At 44.1% G+C, this 19,153-nt stretch carries 15 protein-coding genes; 5 read left to right on the top strand and 10 right to left on the bottom strand.

Annotated features, from left to right (window positions below; genetic code table 11):
* The first annotated feature begins 31 nt into the window (after positions 1 to 31).
* Entirely contained in the window at positions 32 to 1,249 is a 1,218-nt protein-coding gene (gene fabB, locus CW740_RS09815; RefSeq protein ID WP_106647328.1) for a beta-ketoacyl-ACP synthase I, read from the top strand.
* A gap of 60 nt (positions 1,250 to 1,309) precedes the next feature.
* Here the strand turns inward: fabB and CW740_RS09820 are convergent, their stop codons facing one another.
* The 7 genes from CW740_RS09820 to CW740_RS09850 form a co-directional block, all read right to left on the bottom strand.
* Complete coding sequence (locus tag CW740_RS09820; RefSeq protein WP_106647329.1) at positions 1,310 to 1,618, bottom strand: hypothetical protein; 309 nt, start codon at positions 1,616 to 1,618, stop codon at positions 1,310 to 1,312.
* Positions 1,619 to 1,773: 155 nt separating this feature from the next.
* Positions 1,774 to 3,063 (bottom strand): phosphate regulon sensor histidine kinase PhoR, encoded by a 1,290-nt coding sequence (gene phoR, locus CW740_RS09825; RefSeq protein WP_106647330.1) that lies wholly within the window; start codon positions 3,061 to 3,063, stop codon positions 1,774 to 1,776.
* Between the two features lie 22 nt (positions 3,064 to 3,085).
* Positions 3,086 to 3,778, bottom strand: a complete 693-nt coding sequence (phoB, locus tag CW740_RS09830; RefSeq protein WP_018624163.1) for a phosphate regulon transcriptional regulator PhoB — start codon at positions 3,776 to 3,778, stop codon at positions 3,086 to 3,088.
* Between the two features lie 48 nt (positions 3,779 to 3,826).
* The gene (gene phoU, locus CW740_RS09835; RefSeq protein WP_106647331.1) at positions 3,827 to 4,558 is read right to left on the bottom strand and encodes a phosphate signaling complex protein PhoU; all 732 of its coding nucleotides are present in this window, start codon (positions 4,556 to 4,558) and stop codon (positions 3,827 to 3,829) included.
* Between the two features lie 48 nt (positions 4,559 to 4,606).
* Positions 4,607 to 5,458 carry a phosphate ABC transporter ATP-binding protein PstB gene (gene pstB / locus CW740_RS09840; RefSeq protein WP_106647332.1) on the bottom strand — a complete coding sequence of 284 codons (852 nt, stop codon included), beginning with the start codon at positions 5,456 to 5,458 and terminating at the stop codon, positions 4,607 to 4,609.
* 47 nt (positions 5,459 to 5,505) lie between these two features.
* Positions 5,506 to 7,116: a phosphate ABC transporter permease PstA gene (gene pstA / locus CW740_RS09845; RefSeq protein ID WP_198555360.1), complete on the bottom strand. Its 1,611-nt coding sequence runs from the start codon at positions 7,114 to 7,116 to the stop codon at positions 5,506 to 5,508.
* A 37-nt stretch (positions 7,117 to 7,153) separates the two neighbouring features.
* Positions 7,154 to 9,394, bottom strand: a complete 2,241-nt coding sequence (locus CW740_RS09850) for an ABC transporter permease subunit (RefSeq protein WP_106647333.1) — start codon at positions 9,392 to 9,394, stop codon at positions 7,154 to 7,156.
* A gap of 248 nt (positions 9,395 to 9,642) precedes the next feature.
* Between CW740_RS09850 and CW740_RS09855 the strand changes: the two genes are divergently transcribed.
* Together CW740_RS09855 and CW740_RS09860 are read left to right on the top strand one after the other, a co-directional pair.
* Entirely contained in the window at positions 9,643 to 10,776 is a 1,134-nt protein-coding gene (locus tag CW740_RS09855) for an OprO/OprP family phosphate-selective porin (protein ID WP_106647334.1), read from the top strand.
* A gap of 191 nt (positions 10,777 to 10,967) precedes the next feature.
* Positions 10,968 to 12,053, top strand: coding sequence for a mechanosensitive ion channel domain-containing protein (locus CW740_RS09860; RefSeq protein ID WP_106647335.1), 1,086 nt, complete (start codon positions 10,968 to 10,970; stop codon positions 12,051 to 12,053).
* A gap of 55 nt (positions 12,054 to 12,108) precedes the next feature.
* On the opposite strand, the gene CW740_RS09865 is transcribed toward CW740_RS09860, so the two are convergent.
* Genes CW740_RS09865 through CW740_RS09875 form a run of 3 tightly spaced genes read right to left on the bottom strand, consistent with a single transcriptional unit; the run spans position 12,109 to position 14,749 of the window.
* On the bottom strand, positions 12,109 to 12,810 hold the full coding sequence (locus CW740_RS09865) for a Bax inhibitor-1/YccA family protein (protein ID WP_106647336.1): 702 nt from the start codon (positions 12,808 to 12,810) through the stop codon (positions 12,109 to 12,111).
* A 58-nt stretch (positions 12,811 to 12,868) separates the two neighbouring features.
* Positions 12,869 to 13,330: a single-stranded DNA-binding protein gene (gene ssb / locus CW740_RS09870; RefSeq protein ID WP_018624155.1), complete on the bottom strand. Its 462-nt coding sequence runs from the start codon at positions 13,328 to 13,330 to the stop codon at positions 12,869 to 12,871.
* 54 nt (positions 13,331 to 13,384) lie between these two features.
* Positions 13,385 to 14,749, bottom strand: a complete 1,365-nt coding sequence (locus tag CW740_RS09875; RefSeq protein ID WP_106647337.1) for an MFS transporter — start codon at positions 14,747 to 14,749, stop codon at positions 13,385 to 13,387.
* Between the two features lie 289 nt (positions 14,750 to 15,038).
* On the opposite strand from CW740_RS09875, the gene uvrA reads away from it, so the two are divergent.
* Entirely contained in the window at positions 15,039 to 17,861 is a 2,823-nt protein-coding gene (uvrA, locus tag CW740_RS09880) for an excinuclease ABC subunit UvrA (protein WP_106647338.1), read from the top strand.
* 66 nt (positions 17,862 to 17,927) lie between these two features.
* Positions 17,928 to 19,121 carry a DUF3592 domain-containing protein gene (locus tag CW740_RS09885; RefSeq protein WP_157826414.1) on the top strand — a complete coding sequence of 398 codons (1,194 nt, stop codon included), beginning with the start codon at positions 17,928 to 17,930 and terminating at the stop codon, positions 19,119 to 19,121.
* Positions 19,122 to 19,153 lie beyond the last annotated feature (32 nt).

Genomic DNA, 19,153 nt, shown 5'->3' on the forward strand with positions numbered 1-19,153 from the left:
CAATACAGAATCTAAGTATAGTATCGTCATTATGAAAAGAGTCGTTATTACAGGCATGGGTATCGTTTCATGCCTAGGAAACAATGTTGAGGAAGTTGCCGAGTCTTTAAAGCAAGGCAAGTCCGGTATCAAATTCAAAGAAATCTATAAAGAGAAAGGGTTACGCAGCCAGGTTGCCGGCAAGCCCGATATGGACATCAAAGATCATATTGATCGTAAAATTGTCCGCTTTATGGGTGACGCAGCAGGTTACGCCTATATCTCCATGCAACAGGCTATCGAAGATGCAGGTTTAACTGAAGATCAGGTTTCCAATATCCGCACTGGCCTAATCACCGGCTCTGGCGGTGGCTCACAAGGCACTCAGGTCGAGTCAGTAGATATTGCGCTGGAACGCGGCGTAAAACGTGTTGGCCCTTACGCAGTGCCAAAAACCATGGGCAGCACTACCTCGGCCTGTCTGGCGACTCCTTTTAAAATCAAAGGCATTAACTACAGTATCACTTCAGCCTGTGCTACCAGCGCCCACTGTATCGGTAACGCTTATGAGCAAATAGCCATGGGCAAACAGGACATCGTATTCGCAGGTGGTGGTGAAGAAGAAGATTGGCGTTTGACCCTGCTATTTGATGCCATGGGCGCCTTATCAACAAAATACAATGACTCGCCAGAAACCGCTTCGCGTCCTTACGATGCGACTCGCGATGGTTTTGTCATTTCATCTGGCGGCGGCATTCTGGTCATGGAAGAGTATGAACACGCCAAAGCTCGTGGTGCCAAGATCTATGCTGAATTAACGGGCTATGGTGCAACCTCTGATGGCTACGACATGGTCGCACCTTCTGGCGAAGGCGCTGTTCGCTGTATGCAACAGGCACTGGCAACCGTTAAAGGTGATATCGATTACGTTAACACCCACGGCACCAGTACTCCGGTCGGCGACACAGCAGAGTTGAAAGCCATCAAAGAAGTGTTCGGTGACAAATTGCCAAAGATCAGCTCAACCAAATCACTGGCTGGTCACTCATTAGGTGCCACTGGCGTTCACGAGGCGATCTATAGTCTGATTATGATGCGCGATAATTTTATCGCCGCTTCTGCCAACATTACTGAACTTGATGAAGGCGCTGCAGGTATGCCAATTGTTCAGAAGCGCGAAGATGGTGTAGAACTCAAACGCATCCTCAGCAACAGCTTCGGTTTTGGCGGTACTAACGCCTGCCTGGTCTTTGAAAAATACGATCAGTAAACTGCAACTCTTCCGGTAGGGGCACACCTATGTGTGTGCCCAAGCTAAATCTGTTAAATATCAATCATCCTTAATCGTCGCCTCACCCATTGTTCTAAAATCTATGACATTTCTTTCATTCGACTTGACAGAGGAACTCTCCTCCTGCTGATTCAAAAGTATCGTGACGCATCGCAACACTGTCCTCTTAGCCTTATTCCTTTCTCTGAGTTGTTGCAATTCATCTACAGGCTCAACTTCTTTTGGAGAACGTTGGAACCATCCTCTTATCCTTCTCAACAAACGGCGCCACCTTCTCTCAACAATCAAAGGCTCATCAACCCGCTTATTATCTACTGGCAAACGCACAATGTTTTTTTGAGCTCTCATTATTACTCCTCATCACCTTTCGAAGAGCTGACCCACTTAAAATGAATATAAACAATAACAGAAAGATGCGTCGCAATCTGTCGGAATAATGACTTGTCCAGGATTCTGGATGAATTGTAGGATGACAATAGAAGAATAGTGTTGCGCTGGTAACCCTACTTAGCTTTTGTAAATACGCAACTGAAGGTGCTTCCTTTGCCAAGTTCGCTTTGGATTTTAAGTTTGCCATTGTGCCCTTCGAGAACGTGTTTGACGATGGCAAGACCAAGACCTGTTCCGCCCTGTGAGCGGGTGCGCCCACTGTCCACGCGATAGAAACGCTCGGTCAGTCTTGGGATATGTTCTTCAGCGATGCCGGGGCCGTTGTCCTGGACTTCAAGGATCAAGTTATCCTTGTCTTCTTTCCAGAAGATATCGATTCTGCCTTTGGCTTGAGTATAACGAACCGCATTAAAAATCAGATTGGAGAAGGCACTGCGCAGTTGCTTCTCGCTGCCATAGAGGTTGGTATTGGTATGTGAATGGAACAGGATCTGGTGCTCTTTTTCGCCACTCAGTGAGCGTGCTTCGGCACAAATACTATCCAGCATTAAATTGATATCAACTTCCTGTTTACCATTTTCTTCTGCTTTGGCATCAAGTTTTGACAACAACAATAAATCATCCACCAGATGCCCCATATTCAAGGCTTGTTGTCGCATCATCTGTAAGGGCTTGGCCACTGATTCAAGCTGTGGGTTGGTTTCCGGATCGAGCATTTCGAGATAACCGGTAATCACGGTGAGCGGTGTTCTAAGCTCGTGCGATACATTAGCGACAAAGTCCTGCCGTACTCTTTCCAGATGTTGCTTTTCGGTAATGTCACGAATGATGACCAGTCTTTGGTCATCGTTGTATGGTGTAATGCGAATATTAAGAATCAGGCGTTCATCGGCTGGCGAGTTAATGATAAGCGGTTTGTTATAGTCGCGGGTTTGTTCGTACTCGATGAAGCTGGGGTGACGCAACAGGTTAAACAGTCGCTGACCAATATCGGTACTGGACTTCAGTCCCAGCAAACGTTCTGCAGCTCGGTTAAACCAACGAATCTCACCCTGATTACTGATGATCAATGCGCCATCTTTCAATGCTGAGGTAGACGCTCTAAATTCTGAAATGATGCCTTTGAGCTTTTTAAGTTCTTTTCGATGCTTGCGCTGTAAAACATACAGGTGATTAAAAATCTCTCCCCAGATACCCGGTGCAGAAGGCGGGTAAAGTGCTCTGGATTTAACCAGCCATTTGTACAGTCGGGAAAGTTGAACGAGATTCCAGAAAAGATAGGCAAAAATAACTACGGCGACAGAAGCAGCAGCGCGATCGAATAGCGAACCAATCAAACCAACGACCAGGATAATAAAGGCTAGTGTCCATACCTCTGTTTGCCAGTAACGATTCGTCCACATCTTCTAAGCGCCTTATGTCTAATTATTTTGCCGAGAAACGGTAACCTGATCCTCGCACAGTTTGCACATAGTTTTCTACATTATAATCCTGAAGTGCTTTTCTTAAGCGACGGATATGCACATCAACCGTGCGCTCTTCCACCACTACCTGTTGTCCCCATACAGAGTCTAATAACTGTCCACGAGAATAAACTCGCTCTGGATGGCTCATAAAGAAATGTAGGATTTTATATTCAGTAGGTCCCAAATGAATTTCTTCACCATTGATCAGCACGCGGTGACCAGCGGTATCTAATTGAATATCGCCATGCGCTAGCTGTTCACTCGGGTTGTTACCTTTACCGCTGCGTCTTAAAACCGCCTGCACTCTAGCTAGCAATTCACGCGGCGAAAATGGTTTTACCACATAATCATCTGCTCCGGCTTCCAGCCCCTGCACACGGTCATCTTCTTCACCGCGGGCGGTTAGCATAATCACCGGTATATCCTGATAGTTCTGATCTTTCTTCAGCTTTTTAGTCAGCTCAACGCCGGAAGCGCCTGGCAACATCCAGTCAACCAGCATGATGTCAGGCTTAAATCCTTCTTTAAACAGACTGAATACGCGCTCAGCGGTCGCAGCCTGCTCAACCTGATAACCAGCTTGTTGCATGCAAAAGGCGAGCATTTCGCGAATATCGCGTTCGTCTTCTAAGATTAAAACTTTTGCACTCATCTTTGTTCCTTTCCTTCAGCTATTCTTTTTTATTACCTTAAAGATTCTTTATTCATCTTTCGCTAGACGCTGCATTTCATCCCAGCTTTTATGACGAACATCTTCCCCTTGCACCAGATACACCACATACTCACAGATATTGTTAGCATGGTCACCAATGCGCTCCAAGGCTCGTGCCGACCACATAAAGTCGAGAACTTCTGAAATACGACGCGGCTCTTCCATCATATAAGTAATCAACTGACGTGAAATCGCATTGTATTCTTCGTCGGCCTGATTATCCAACTTGGCCACGTTAACCGCAGACTCCACATCCATTCTTGCAAAAGCATCCAGTGCATCATGCAACATCTTTTTCACATGATTACCAAGATGTAGCAAAGCGCCATAATGCAACTTAACGTTAGCGACAGCCATTTCCTTATTGGCAATGGCTTTTGCCATACGAGCCACTTTTTCAGCCTCATCTCCCATCCGTTCCAGATCGGTAATGGTCTTTAAAATGGTCACGATGAGACGTAAGTCTCCAGCTGCTGGCTGACGCTTGGCCAATACTTTGGTGCATGCCTCGTCAATTTTCATTTCTTTTGCATTGACCATTTTTTCATTGGCAATAACTTTATCAGCAATGTCGCTGTCGTTATTGGTAAAAGCATCCAACGCCAAAGTGATTTGCTCTTCAACGATTCCGCCCATCGCCAGCACTTCTTCGCGCAAGTTCTCAAGGTCAGCATTAAACTGCTTGGAGATGTGCGTTCCTAAATGTTCTGTATCCATCATAATAAACCTCGTTCACCTATCTCGATTATAGCCCAGTCCACATCACCACTAACCATAACGACCGGTAATATAATCTTCGGTCTTTTTCTTCTCTGGGTTGGTGAAAATTTTATCCGTATTATCAAACTCAACCATGTCGCCCATATACATAAAAGCAGTATAGTCCGAAACACGTGCTGCCTGCTGCATGTTGTGCGTTACAATGACAATGGTGTAGTCATTCTTCAGTTCATTAATCAGCTCTTCAATTTTTAAAGTTGAAATCGGATCAAGTGCTGAAGCTGGCTCATCCAGAAGCAATACTTCGGGCTGTACTGCAATCGCCCGTGCGATACAGAGACGCTGCTGCTGACCACCGGACATACCTAATGCATTTTCATGCAAACGGTCTTTAACCTCGTCCCAAAGTGCAGCACCTTTAAGAGCCCACTCTACCACCTCGTCTAACACACGGCGCTTGTTAATACCCTGTAAACGTAGACCATAAGCTACATTTTCATAAATCGATTTCGGGAAAGGATTCGGTTTCTGGAATACCATTCCAACCTTACGTCTTAGCTCGGCAACATCAACACCTTTGCCATAAATGTTTTCATTATCAAGACGAATCTGACCTTCAGTACGCGCGATATCAACCAGATCGTTCATACGGTTGAAGCATCTCAATAAGGTCGATTTACCACAGCCTGAAGGACCAATAAAAGCAGTTACCTTCTTCTCAGGAATTTGCAGATCAATATCGAACAGCGCTTGCTTTTCACCATAGAAAAGATTCAGCTTTTCAACTTCAATAGCAATTTTTTCATCCGCAACGGGGTTATACCCCTGCTGTTGAGAAGTATGTCCACCTTGCGGTGCATCTGTTTTCGATTCTTCATTCAAGTTTAGCTCTTGTGTCATCTCTGTCACCTTTCAGTTGCTCAAAGTATTGTCATATGGCAGTTTTATTACTGCTCAAGCGCCTTATACTTTTCGCGTAAATTGTTACGAATCTTAATTGCTGCCACGTTCAATAGAATAATAATTAACACTAGCAATAGTGCGGTGGCGTAAACCAACGGACGTGCCGCCTCAACGTTAGGGCTCTGGAATCCCACATCATAAATGTGGAAACCAAGGTGCATGAACTTACGCTCAAGATGCAGGAACGGAGCATTGCCGTCCAACGGCAAAGTTGGTGCCAATTTAACAACACCCACCAGCATCAATGGTGCTACCTCACCTGCCGCACGGGCAACCGCAAGAATTAAGCCGGTCATCATCGCAGGGCTCGCCATTGGCAATACAGTTTTCCATAAAGTTTCAAACTTAGTTGCGCCTAAGGCCAGACTTCCTTCACGAATAGATTTTGGAATACGTGACAGCCCCTCTTCAGTTGAAACAATCACAACTGGCAGAGTCAACAATGCCAGTGTCAAAGAAGCCCAAATTAGGCCTGGCGTGCCAAACATTGGTGCAGGTTTAACTTCTGGGTAAAACAGGTCGTCAATAGAGCCACCTAGGAAGTAAACAAAGAAGCCTAAACCAAACACACCATAAACAATCGAAGGAACACCGGCCAGATTGTTAACCGCAATTCGTATGGTTCTAGTCAATGGGCCCTGCTTTGCATATTCGCGCATGTAAACGGCGGCAATGACACCCAATGGAGTAACCACTACCGACATCAATAGCACCATCATCACTGTGCCGAAAATTGCCGGGAAAACACCGCCTTCCGTATTCGCCTCACGGGGCTCATCAAAAATGAACTCACCTAATTTAGAAAAGTAATGACCTGTTTTCTCAAGTGCATTCATTTTATTCGGTTGGAAAGCACGCACCATATTATTAGCTGCTACATTAATGGTACGGCCGTCAACTAATTCAAACACCGCACTATCACGTTTGATCTGACTGTACAGTTCATCCAGTTGCTTCTGAAACTCAGCAAAATCCTTTTTACGATCCTGTCTGCGTTGCTCAATATCGGCTTTAGCTTCTGGTGTCAGGTTACCTTCAATTTCCAGACGACGTTCTTCCAGACGCAGCTGCTCAATATCATAATTAATGCTGCCAATATCATCTTTTTCGATTTCACGGATCTGTTCGTGCAAATCTGTAGCGCGGTCAACAACTTTTGCCAGAGCGTCAAAATCACCTTCGTATACCTTGCCATCATAATTGACGGTTTTGACAAAGCCGTAAACATTTCCCCACTCATGGCGCTCAACAACAGTTACCTCTTCGTTGGTGCTGGTTGATTGCAAGTTCTTTAAATCAACCCAGCGGAAATCGATACCGTACATATCACGGTTACCAACTTTCAGAAGATATTGCTCCCGCTCAGCACCATCCTGAGTATCAATCTCATGGCTGTGTATTTCTCCAAGCACTAATTCTTGTTGACCATCAACTTCAAAGGTAAATGTCTGCACATCAGCAGGCCAAAAGTGGATAAGCCCACGATAGGCAATAAGCAGCAATAGCCCGACCACCATCAATATTGAAATACTGATCGCGCCTGCATTGAGCCAAACCCAATGTTGTCCGCCTTGAAAGAATTTCTTACTCATCATTCAACTCGCTTAATATTCTCATCAATTCTTATTGGGTTTAGAGTGAACCGTACTTATTGCGTAAACGCTGTCGTACAATTTCCGCAATCGTGTTAAATACAAAGGTAAACAGGAAGAGTACAAATGCCGCCAGGAACAATACTCGATAATGCGAACTGCCAACTTCCGATTCCGGCATCTCAACCGCGATGTTGGCAGATAAGGTACGGAAGCCTTCAAAAATGTTCATATCCATGATTGGCGTATTACCCGTCGCCATCAATACGATCATGGTTTCACCAACTGCCCGACCAAGACCAATCATCAAGGCTGAGAAAATACCGGGACTGGCAGTAGGTATAACCACTCGGGTCAGGGTCTGCCATTGGCTGGCACCTAATGCCAATGAACCATTGGATAAATGCTTGGGCACACTGAAAATCGCGTCTTCAGTAATCGAGAATATAGTTGGAATCACCGCAAAACCCATCGCAATACCCACCACCAGAGAGTTACGCTGGTCATAGGTAATGCCCTGCTCGTTTAACCAAGCTGGCATATTGCCGTTGAACATGGCTGACTCGACAGGCTCGCCTAACCAGAAGGCAAGAAAGGTTCCGAATATAATAATTGGAAATAGCAATGCTGCCTGCCAACCATCAGGCACACGATGCTTGATCGAGCCGGGAAGTTTTGTCCAGGTAAATCCAAATAAAACAGTAACTATCGGCAGTAAGATAATTAAAAGAATGACACCCGCCAGATGTTCCTCGATCAATGGTGCTAGCCAAAGACCGGCCAGAAAGCCCAGAATCACAGTAGGCAACGCTTCCATGATTTCAACGGTCGGTTTAACCATTGAGCGCATTTTTGGAGCCATAAAATAAGCAGTGAAAATTGCTCCGAATATGGCTAATGGCACTGCAAAAAGCATCGCGTAAATCGCTGCTTTCAAAGTACCGAAACTAAGTGGCACTAATGAAAATTTGGATTCAAAGTCATTGGTTGAAGCCGATGACTGCCAGGTAAATGTTGGCTCTTCGTAACTTTCATACCAGACTTCATTCCATAGAGCAGACCATGAAATTTCAGGGTGTTCATTTTCTACTAAGAAAACAGTTGCCTGACCATTTTCACCAATTCCCACCAGGCTATTGCTTCGAGAATTAATGGCCAGAGCCTGAACTTTCTGACCAAAATCAAACTCTTCCAGTTGACGCTCTGAGGTGGTATAGAAGATCCCCATCTTGCCATTAGCATCTGATGCGATGAAACCTTTACGACGCTTTTCAATAATAATTTGTGAAATTGCGCTATCGGATAATTTAAAGTCACGAATTTTTTTAAGGTTGAAACCATTATCACCACGAACCTGGAACCATTGGCTGATGACACCATCGCTGTCACCAATCAGTAATGAGGTTTGTCCTAAAAGAAAAGTAGCCTCAGTAACGGTTTTACCGTCCTCAAGTAGCGATTGGCTTTCATGAAACTCCCACTCATCATCAATATGGCGATAGGCAATTAAATCACCCTGCTCACTAATGATGTATAACCAGTCTGGACCTGGTGTGGTTAATACATATTTTGGCGTGAACGGAATTTCAAAGCTGTCACGAGATTCTTCTTCTAGAGTCAGTTCCTCTGTAAGAAAGTTCTGATCGATTGAATAGGTTACAGTCGTCACTTTCTGATCGGCACCAACTGATGCAATCACAATACCGTCTTCCCAACGACTACCGAACAGTCGGGTGATTGCGGTATCGGTCAACTCAAAACTGTCTTCACCAAAAGGATATTGCAGTTGCGGCTCAATGTGGCGCTCATTATTCGGATAGCTGATTTTGTACTTATGAGAAAATAACTGAAAACTGCCATCCGCAAATCCTGCGGCCATTAATCCTTTAAGATCCAGCTCTGCAAAAGCTGTCGGCTCTGCATCATGCGAAAAGCGGGCTTTATTGATGATACGGCCATCTTCCACGCCAAAAAAGCCTAAATCGCCACTTTTACTGATAGAAAACGCAATTTCGCCATATTCTTCTACCGCCATATACTGCGGCTGCGTCTGTTGCCAGCTATAATCCTGCACTAATTCGACGCTCGCTGGTTTAAAAATAGGAAAAACCACCCAAAACAGGTAAAAACAGATAAGCCCAACCGCACCAATGACGGAAAGCCCGCCCAGGCCAATGCTGTAACGAGCTATTAAGTCATTGATTTTTCTGCGCTTATGTTTACCACTTTGGGTTTGTTGGTCCAAAAGTTTGCGCGTGGTTTCTTTAACTGATGTATTCATGACTAAGTAACCATTTATTGATGCAGGTTAGTATAGGGATGAATTGTTACAGTAATATTAAAGTTCGGAGTAGGCAGAGACGGTAATGTGACAGTGGAATGTCATTATTATGATGAACTGATGGATTGTAAAAAGTTTCATGACAATGACCAGTTTCACAAACCCTTCGCTTTTCTGTCATAGAAATGTCACAAAATCTCCGTAGAATTGCCAGCGTCGATTAATTAAACCCCTTATTGGAGAAGACAATGAAATTAAAACTAATCGCTGTAGCTGTTGCTACTGTAATCTCTGCACCGGCATTTGCCGAAGGCGAAGCTTCTGCCAAAGCTGGTAGTGGTTTTAAAGTTGAAACTAATGATGTAACTCTATCTGTTGGTGGTCGTTTGCAATATGACATCGACATGTTCGATGGCGAAGCATTCTCTGGCGCTGATGAGTCAGGTTCTGATTCTGAATTACGTCGTGCACGTATCTTTGTATCCGGCAAGATTGGCAAAGACTGGTCTGGTAAAGTTCAAGGTAACTTCAAAGACGACGGCACAACAAACCTTGAAGATGCTTATATCAAATATTCAGGTTGGGATGGTGTTGATCTAACTTTAGGTAAACACAAAGAGCCTTTTGGTCTAGAAGAAAATACTTCTTCAAAAGATATTACAGCTATCGAGCGTACCATGATTACCAACGCTTTGGCTCCAGGTAAAAACTATGGTGTTTCTTTAGGTGGCGGCAGCAACGACTTTACTTGGAAATTTGGTGTATATGATCACGGTGATGAAGGCGGCAATATTGCTACTGGCTTCTCTGGTCGTGTAACTACTGCTCCAATCGCAACTAAAGATGAAGTTTTGCACTTAGGTTTCGGTTATACGCAAAGCCGTTTAGCAGGCGACACATACGGTGAAGCTGACCAGCGTCTAGAAATCCACTTGGCTGATGAGAAAGTAGGTTCAGGTTCAATCACTGGACAAAGCATCAACGCTTACAACTTAGAAGTTGCTTACTCAACAGGTCCATTCCACGCGCAAGCTGAATACTTCGATGGTGAGATCGACGGTGGTAATTTCGCAGCGGATACAGACCTCGAAGGTTACTACGCTCAGGTAGGTTACATCATTACTGGCGAATCTCGCCCATACAGCAAAGGTGTATTCAAACGCGTTAAGCCAAAAGGTGATGCAGGCGCATGGGAAGTATTTGGCCGTTTCAGCAGCTATGAGCCAGGCACTGACGAAGCCGAAGCATTCACTATTGGTCTTAACTACTATGCAAATGCAGCAGTTCGCATCGGCTTGAACTATGTTTCAGGTGACATGACTGAAGGCGGCGTAGACAAAGACGGTGACGCTTTAGCAGTACGTATCCAGTACGTATTCTAAGACTAACCACTTAAGTTAGTTAGAGTTTAAAGGGCGCTCAAGCGCCCTTTTTGTTGTCTTACTACTCTCTAGTACGACTTGTAGGGACAACTCATGAGTTGTCCCTACTCAAACTTCTGAATAACTCTCGCACTCCTTGCATCACACCTGTAAACAATTATGATAAGAAGAAATTACAAGGAGCAAATACCATGTCTGACTTTCTCGGCTTTGATTGGACCAGCCTTTTTTGGCCAATTGCAGTACTCGTCATCGGCTTTTTTGCCTACCAACTCCTACAGAAGTTCTTTTCACTAAGTAAAAATAAAAACACCAATGTGGTGTTGCAAAGACAGTTAACGAATATTGTCTTTATGCTGTTGCTTATTATCATTTTTGTTCTGGTCTTACCCATCAAGGATAGTTTAAAGAATCAGATTATTGGTCTAATCGGAATCGTACTGTCAGCTTCTATTGCCTTAAGCTCAGCAACATTTCTGGGCAATATCATGGCTGGGATCTGGTTACGCTCGGTAAGAAACTTCAGACTCGGTGATTTTATTGAAGTCAAAGGCATGTTTGGACGTGTCTCTGGACGTGGTCTATTACACACCGAACTGCAAGATCGGGAACGTGATCTGATCACCCTGCCCAACCTGTTTCTTGCTACCAATCCCGTCACCGTGATGCACAGTGACGGCACCATCATTTCAACAGAAGTGTCCCTCGGTTACGACATGGATCATAAAGTTATAGAACCACTGCTTCTGCTGGCCGCAGAGCAAGCTGAGCTGGAAAAGCCCTTTGTTTACATCGAAAAGCTACTCGATCATGCCGTTGTTTATAAAGTTCATGGGCTAGCCACAGATATCAATACGTTACTATCCAGTCGCTCCAAACTGAATGCCTGTGTTTTGGATAATCTGCATCAGGCTGATGTTGAAATCGTATCTCCCTCCTTCAGAAATCAACGTATGGTGGATGAAATCAACTTTATTCCAAAAGCTAAAAAATCAAAATCTGACAAAATAAAAAATGCTCAAAACGGGGAGCCAGAATCAGTGATATTCGACAAGGCGAATAAAGCCGAACTGGTAGATCAAACGCGACAACAGATTGAGAAGCTTGAAGACTCAGTAGATGAAATGTCAAGACAGATCAAAGATTCAGAAAATAGTGAGCAAAAGGATAAACTTAAATCCAAACAACAAAAAACTAAAGAAAAAATCGAGCGGCTAAAAGAGCAGCTGGTGATAGAGGAAACAGAGTTGAATAAAGAAGGGAAAGGTGAGGATTAATACTTACAAAAAAAAGCGGCCGTAGCCGCTTTTTCTTTATTAGACAATTTATCGGCTAGTCGTTACTAGACATAAATAGACGCAAAACATACCAGAACATCATGGCGACACTGGCAAATAGTTGCAGTGCTGCACCAACGTAACGATCTTCCGGATAATGATGCAATACGTTTGACGTGTCGTATAAGATTGCTGCACCAGCAAAGCCAATCATAGCTACACTAAACCAGGTACCTAATTGGAAACCGAAAATAAATGCAGAAATAATTGCCACGATTGCCAAACCAAACATCCACATTAAAATGCCTCTCAGAAATGAGAAGTCTTTACGGGTGTAGAAAACAATCGCAGTCAAAACTGCAAAGCCTAGCAAGGTTACTGTCGCAGCACTCTTAATAACACCATCAGCCATCTGCGCAGCAATTAAGAGCAAAGGTGCAAAGATAATCGCCTCAGCAATAATAAAACCGGCAAGGCTCGAATACTGAGTGATTTTTGACTGTGATGTATGGGCGATATGAGTTGCTGCCCATGACGCCGCAATGAAACCACCCATCAATACCATCCAGCCACCACCAAATGAAAATACCCACTCTGCGATTGCTAGTGAAATACCAGATTGATAGAAATAAACACTGATCAATACAAATGCAAAGATTGCACCCAATAAATGGTTGTAGGTTTTGGTAATAAACTTTGCGCGATCGCCTAATCCACCACGAACGACGACTTGTTCTTCTGTTTGTTGATAGCTCATCAATGTCTCCTTTGTTTAAGCTTTAGTTATAACTTTTCAAATTTTTCTAAGATGGTCACTAGAACGGAATATCATCGTCAAAATCATCATCCATTGCCGGAGCTGGCTGAGGTGATTGCTTTTGAGATTGGTTATTGTTGTTACCGCCACCGAATGAGGCTTCGCCACCGCTACGGCCACCTAGCATTTGCATTTGACCATTAATATCAACAACCACTTCTGTCGTGTAACGGTCCTGGCCTGACTGATCAGTCCATTTGCGAGTCTGCAATTTACCTTCAAAGTAAACTTGCGAGCCTTTTTTGAGGTATTCACCAGCAATTTCAGCTAACTTGCCGAAAATGACAATGCGGTGCCACTCGGTTTTTTCCTGCTGCTGGCCAGTATTTTTATCTTTCCAGGTTTCAGAAGTCGCTAACGTAATGTTGGCAATCGCTCTACCGTCTGGTGTGTAACGAATTTCCGGATCCTTCCCTAAATTTCCTACTAAGATGACTTTGTTAATGCCGCGACTGGCCATTGATTACTCCTGTCTTTGTCTTTTAATCGTCTAAAATCTTTAATTATCAATATATTAGGCTTGAATTCGGCCTAATTTTTCTAATTCTTCACGCTCGATGGTCGAGTCGTCCACTCGCAAATATACCTTGCCTTTATGGTCATCCGCAATGGCTTCAATGACGCCAGCCAACTTCAATGCCGATTCCTGTACTGCTTTTGCTGTATCAGCTTCGTCCAATTCCAGCACCCAGCGTTTGACTTCCGGTAACTTGCCTAACCATCCTAAAGCCAATCCAGCAACAACCATCAAGCCAATGTTTAGCAAGACAACACCATTAAAACCAAGGCTTGGTAATAAATAGCCTGTTACGCTACCGCCCAGAAAAGCGCCCAGAAACTGGCTGGTTGAGAAAATACCCAAAGCCGTGCCACGGTATTGAGCACCGAATAGGTTAGATACGGTGGAAGGAAGCTTGGCTTCCAATAAATTGAACCCTGCAAAGAATAAGGTCAGAACCAGTAGCCAGAACCATAAACTCTGCCAGTTAGTCAGTAAGGTCAGAAGAGATAGCGCTAATAGTAGAAATGCGGCCTGCATGACCTGACGGTGCCAACCTTTTCTCTCAGCGTTAATCATCATCGGCAACATGATGGCAATCGACAAGGCCAGCACCACCAAATAGATCCAGGAATGTTGCGACAGCTCAAAACCACTGGCAATCAACTTGTCTGGAACAACCAGAAATATCGCAACAAGTGCCCAGTGAATCACGAACACCGCCAACGCCAACACAAAAATTCGCCCTTTGGCCGTAACATAACGCCAGCGTTCGGCGAAGCTCAAGTTAATCTTTGGTACATCAATAGCGGGCACCGCTGGCACCACAAACGCAGCAACCAGTAGTGCTAAAAATGCCAGAACCGCAATCAGATAAAAAAGCCCCTGAAGATTCAGCCAATTAGACAGCAACGGCCCGAGTACCAACGACAAGGCAAAGGCCAGCCCGATACTGCCACCAATCATGGCCATCACTTTCGAACGCTGATGAGGACGACTCAAATCTGCCGCCAAGGCCATAACAGCACTGGCAATAGCTCCAGCGCCCTGCAGTGCTCGGCCAATGATCAGGCCCCAGACACTCTCAGAGTTTGCAGCCACCAAACTGCCCACGATAAACACCAATAATCCTGCGTAGATAACTGGCTTACGGCCAATTTTATCGGAGAGTAGTCCCAAAGGGAGTTGTAGAATTGCCTGCGATAGGCCATAAATGCCAATAGCCAGTCCTAACAGCGGTAAAGTCGCTCCTTCAAGACCTTCGCCGAGAATTCGTATAACGGGCAACAACATAAAAAGGCCAAACATACGTAAAGCAAAAATGCTGGCCAAGGAAATAGCGGATTTTTTTTCGAGCGTGGTCAATGAAGACGATTTCATACACAATCCAATAGCTTAGGGCTTAACTGTTTAATTATTAGTCACTTTGGTTGACCATCAGCCCCAACAAACCTTTTCTGTTTAAGGCAATTCACGTTATAGTTAACGGTTTGCGATTTTCTCATTTTAAGCCGCAAAACCCAAATTTATTTTGACGTAGTGCCTGATAGCTTTTTGCTAATCGCAGGATTAGCTTCGAGCGATAAGATATTGGCAATAAATTCACAGCCACAATGCATAATAGGCCACTTCTGTCATGAGCTCACACAAACGATATAATAGGAAACTGATGGACAACATTGATATCCGCGGTGCCAAGACCCACAACCTGAAAAACATTGACCTGGTTCTACCTCGCGACAAATTAATCGTGATTACCGGCCTGTCCGGTTCAGGTAAATCCTCGCTGGCGTTCGATACACTGTATGCCGAGGGCCAGCGCCGATATGTGGAATCATTATCCGCTTATGCACGTCAGTTTTTGTCGCTGATGGAAAAACCTGATGTCGAGCATATCGAAGGCTTGTCACCAGCAATCTCGATTGAGCAGAAATCCACTTCGCATAACCCACGCTCCACAGTGGGTACCATTACTGAGATATACGACTACCTGCGTCTGTTGTTTGCCCGTGTCGGCACGCCACATTGCCCCACTCATCATTTACCACTGGAAGCTCAGACTATCAGCCAGATGGTGGATCATGTGCTGGAACAGCCCGAGGGTACCAAATTGATGTTACTGGCTCCGGTTATTAAAAACCGTAAAGGTGAACACATTCAATTACTGCAGGAACTTCAGGCCAAAGGTTTTGTTCGTGCACGTATCAACGGTGAAGTGTATGACTTGTCCGACGCACCCACCATGGAGCTGCATAAAAAGCACACCATTGAGGTGATTGTCGATCGCTTCAAAGTGAAATCTGATTTACAGCAGCGCCTGGCGGAATCTTTTGAGACAGCGCTGGAGTTATCAGACGGAATTGCTCGTGTTGCGCCAATGGATGAAGACAGTGATCTCGAGGAAATGGTTTTCTCGGCCAAGTACGCCTGTCCTACCTGTGGCCACTCCATTTCCGAGCTTGAGCCACGCATTTTCTCCTTCAACAATCCGGCTGGTGCCTGCCCTACCTGTGATGGTCTGGGTATCGATCAGTTTTTTGATCCCGACAAAATTATTACTAATGAAGATATTTCGTTAGCTGGTGGCGCCATTCGAGGCTGGGATCGCCGCAATGTGTATTACTTCCACATGCTGCAATCTTTGGCCAAGCACTACAAATTTGATGTGGAAGCACCCTGGAGCAGTTTGCCGAAAAAGATTCAGGATGTGGTGCTTTACGGTAGTGGCAAGACCCAGATTGATTTTGAATACAGTAATGACCGCGGTGATAAATACCAGCGTAAACATCGCTTCGAAGGCATTATTCCAAACATGCAGCGCCGCTATCACGAGACTGAATCAGGTGCCGTACGTGAAGAACTGCAGAAGTACATGACTACTCAGTCCTGTAAAGATTGTGGCGGCACTCGTCTTAATGAAGATTCTCGTAACGTCTTTATTGATGGTACATCACTGCCACAAGTCACTCACTGGTCCATTGAACAGGCTCATGACTATTTCAGCACGCTGGACCTGCCCGGAAAACGTGGTGAAATTGCCTCGAAGGTCCTCAAAGAAATTGGAGAGCGATTAAGCTTCCTGGTTAACGTTGGTCTTGATTATCTAACTCTTGAGCGAAGCGCCGATACCTTATCGGGCGGGGAAGCTCAACGAATCCGTCTGGCCAGTCAGATTGGCGCGGGGCTTGTCGGTGTGATGTATATTCTGGATGAGCCTTCGATTGGTCTTCATCAACGCGATAACGACCGCCTACTACAGACACTCACTCATCTTCGTGACCTAGGTAACACGGTGATTGTTGTTGAGCATGATGAAGATGCGATTCGCGCTGCCGACTTTATTGTTGATATCGGTCCAGGCGCAGGTGTCCACGGTGGTGAAATTGTTGCCAAAGGGACACTGGCTGATATCAAAAAAGCCAAAGGCTCACTGACAGCTCAATACCTGACAGGCAAGCTTAAAATTGAAGTACCTGAGAAGCGCACTCCTTACGATGCCAAAAAGACTATCAAGGTTCTTGGTGCCACAGGAAACAATCTTAATAACGTGGATCTGGAAATCCCGGTTGGACTGTTAACCTGTATTACTGGTGTTTCCGGTTCGGGTAAATCGACTCTGATTAATGACACTCTCTACCCTATTGTGGCAAGAGATATTAATCGCTCCAGCTTACAGCCTAAGCCTTACAAGGAGATTCAAGGTCTCGATCATATTGATAAAGTGGTCGATATCGATCAAAGCCCAATCGGTCGTACGCCACGCTCAAACCCTGCGACCTATACCGGAATTTTTACACCGATTCGTGAATTATTCGCAGGTACCCAAGAGTCAAGAACTCGCGGTTATAAACCTGGCCGCTTTAGTTTCAATGTTAAAGGTGGACGCTGCGAAGCCTGTCAGGGTGATGGCGTCATCAAAGTCGAAATGCACTTTCTTCCCGATGTGTATGTCGCCTGTGATGTCTGTAAAGGTAAGCGTTATAATCGCGAAACTTTAGAGATTCTATACAAAGGTAAAAACATCAATGAAGTATTGGATCTGACGGTTGAAGATGCGCGCGAATTTTTCGACGCAATTCCAGCAGTGGCCCGCAAATTACAGACATTAATTGATGTCGGCTTGTCTTACATTACTTTGGGTCAGGCAGCTACCACGCTATCAGGCGGTGAAGCTCAGCGCGTTAAACTCTCCCGTGAATTGTCTAAACGCGATACTGGGCAGACGCTTTACATCCTGGATGAGCCAACCACTGGCCTACACTTCCACGACGTTAATCAATTGCTCAAAGTACTGCATCGCCTGCGCGATCACGGCAACACCGTTGTAGTGATTGAGCATAACCTCGACGTCATAAAAACTGCTGACTGGATAGTCGATCTCGGTCCAGAAGGTGGCAGCAAAGGTGGACAGATTATCGCAACCGGAACTCCAGAAGAGGTTGCAAAGGTCAAACAGTCTTACACTGGAAAATACCTGAAGCCGATGTTATAGAATAAAATTATGATAATAGGTATGAGTGCTTTACGCGCTCGTACCTAAAATAAAAAAGGAATGATGATGTACAGGAAGACAAATACAAAAAGTTCTTTATTAATTGCAGGCATAATAATTTTTATTATTAACACCGTTATATTAGTAGGTTTTACTAAAAGTTTTTATAAATCATGGCAAAGTTTAAGCTGGATTGAGTCAAGTGCACTCATAACTCAACTAGGTCAACCTGAAACATCACCATGGGAACAAAATAAGCACCCAAAATACATAGTCACTTATCAATACAACTATGATGGTGAAGTCTATTCAAATGATACTATCAGCTATTTTAGTAACTATAAAAGCCAGTCTGGAAAGTGGGATACTGTAAGAAAAGAACTAGAAGAGGCCAATCAGAATAACACACCTATAACAGTGTTTATTAATCCCAACGATCCTAGCGAATCAATAATCGATAAATATTACAACTATTCACTGGTATTTGGGTTATTAATCGGACTACTTAGCTTTTACTTACTAGCGTATTTGATCAGCAGAGATTGGCTAAACCGCTTTATTACCAATAAACATAGAAAAAGACAAATAGACAATCACCCCCTCAAACCTTGGTTTTGGCGAAAAGAATGGATAAAAAAAACTATCTCACCTAATAACTCCATGGATTTAAAATTTGTCTTTTCAATAACCCTTCTGATAACTCTATTTACTGTTTCCCTCTTATTACTTCTAAAAGACAAAGATTCCAATTTAATGCTAGTTACTTTAAGTATAATTTTTTCGTCAGCTGGCATCATCGCGTTAATTTATCTATTGTTTAGAAGAATGAAGTATGGGTATTCAGAGCTGGAATTAACTCCACACCCGTTTTTCACTGGCCAAACGAATCAGGGGCAACTCTTGGTCAAGAGAGGTAATCTAAAAGAACATGACATTATTGTCACTTTGGAGTGTCGTTTAGTCTCTATCGATTATTCGGGGATGAAGCCAATGCCTAAGATTAAAGTTTTGTGGTCTGATAAAACTTATGCCAATATTGAGTCAGTTAATCACAAAGCATTTCTTCTTGAATTTAGTTTCACTATCCCTGCTGCACTACCTGATTCTGGTAATAACTTATCAGATGAATGCCACCAATGGGTATTAGAGGTCAAAGCAGATACACTTGGGATAGATTTATATAAACGATATGAAATTCCTGTGTTTAATTATTCTCATAGGAAGACATTTCTGAAGTTTAATCATGCTTTACAAGAATAAAAACAAAAAAGCCCGCCTAATGCGGGCTTTGT

This window comes from Kangiella profundi (assembly GCF_002838765.1).
Taxonomy (GTDB): Bacteria; Pseudomonadota; Gammaproteobacteria; order Enterobacterales; family Kangiellaceae; genus Kangiella; species Kangiella profundi.

What these genes read in the sequence shown, in the direction of transcription:
- fabB (WP_106647328.1), top strand. Translation starts at nt 32, where the DNA reads ATGAAAAGAGTCGTTATTACAGGCATGGGTATCGTTTCATGCCTAGGA.
- CW740_RS09820 (WP_106647329.1), bottom strand. Translation starts at nt 1,618, where the DNA reads ATGAGAGCTCAAAAAAACATTGTGCGTTTGCCAGTAGATAATAAGCGG.
- phoR (WP_106647330.1), bottom strand. Translation starts at nt 3,063, where the DNA reads ATGTGGACGAATCGTTACTGGCAAACAGAGGTATGGACACTAGCCTTT.
- phoB (WP_018624163.1), bottom strand. Translation starts at nt 3,778, where the DNA reads ATGAGTGCAAAAGTTTTAATCTTAGAAGACGAACGCGATATTCGCGAA.
- phoU (WP_106647331.1), bottom strand. Translation starts at nt 4,558, where the DNA reads ATGATGGATACAGAACATTTAGGAACGCACATCTCCAAGCAGTTTAAT.
- pstB (WP_106647332.1), bottom strand. Translation starts at nt 5,458, where the DNA reads ATGACACAAGAGCTAAACTTGAATGAAGAATCGAAAACAGATGCACCG.
- pstA (WP_198555360.1), bottom strand. Translation starts at nt 7,116, where the DNA reads ATGATGAGTAAGAAATTCTTTCAAGGCGGACAACATTGGGTTTGGCTC.
- CW740_RS09850 (WP_106647333.1), bottom strand. Translation starts at nt 9,394, where the DNA reads ATGAATACATCAGTTAAAGAAACCACGCGCAAACTTTTGGACCAACAA.
- CW740_RS09855 (WP_106647334.1), top strand. Translation starts at nt 9,643, where the DNA reads ATGAAATTAAAACTAATCGCTGTAGCTGTTGCTACTGTAATCTCTGCA.
- CW740_RS09860 (WP_106647335.1), top strand. Translation starts at nt 10,968, where the DNA reads ATGTCTGACTTTCTCGGCTTTGATTGGACCAGCCTTTTTTGGCCAATT.
- CW740_RS09865 (WP_106647336.1), bottom strand. Translation starts at nt 12,810, where the DNA reads ATGAGCTATCAACAAACAGAAGAACAAGTCGTCGTTCGTGGTGGATTA.
- ssb (WP_018624155.1), bottom strand. Translation starts at nt 13,330, where the DNA reads ATGGCCAGTCGCGGCATTAACAAAGTCATCTTAGTAGGAAATTTAGGG.
- CW740_RS09875 (WP_106647337.1), bottom strand. Translation starts at nt 14,749, where the DNA reads ATGAAATCGTCTTCATTGACCACGCTCGAAAAAAAATCCGCTATTTCC.
- uvrA (WP_106647338.1), top strand. Translation starts at nt 15,039, where the DNA reads ATGGACAACATTGATATCCGCGGTGCCAAGACCCACAACCTGAAAAAC.
- CW740_RS09885 (WP_157826414.1), top strand. Translation starts at nt 17,928, where the DNA reads ATGTACAGGAAGACAAATACAAAAAGTTCTTTATTAATTGCAGGCATA.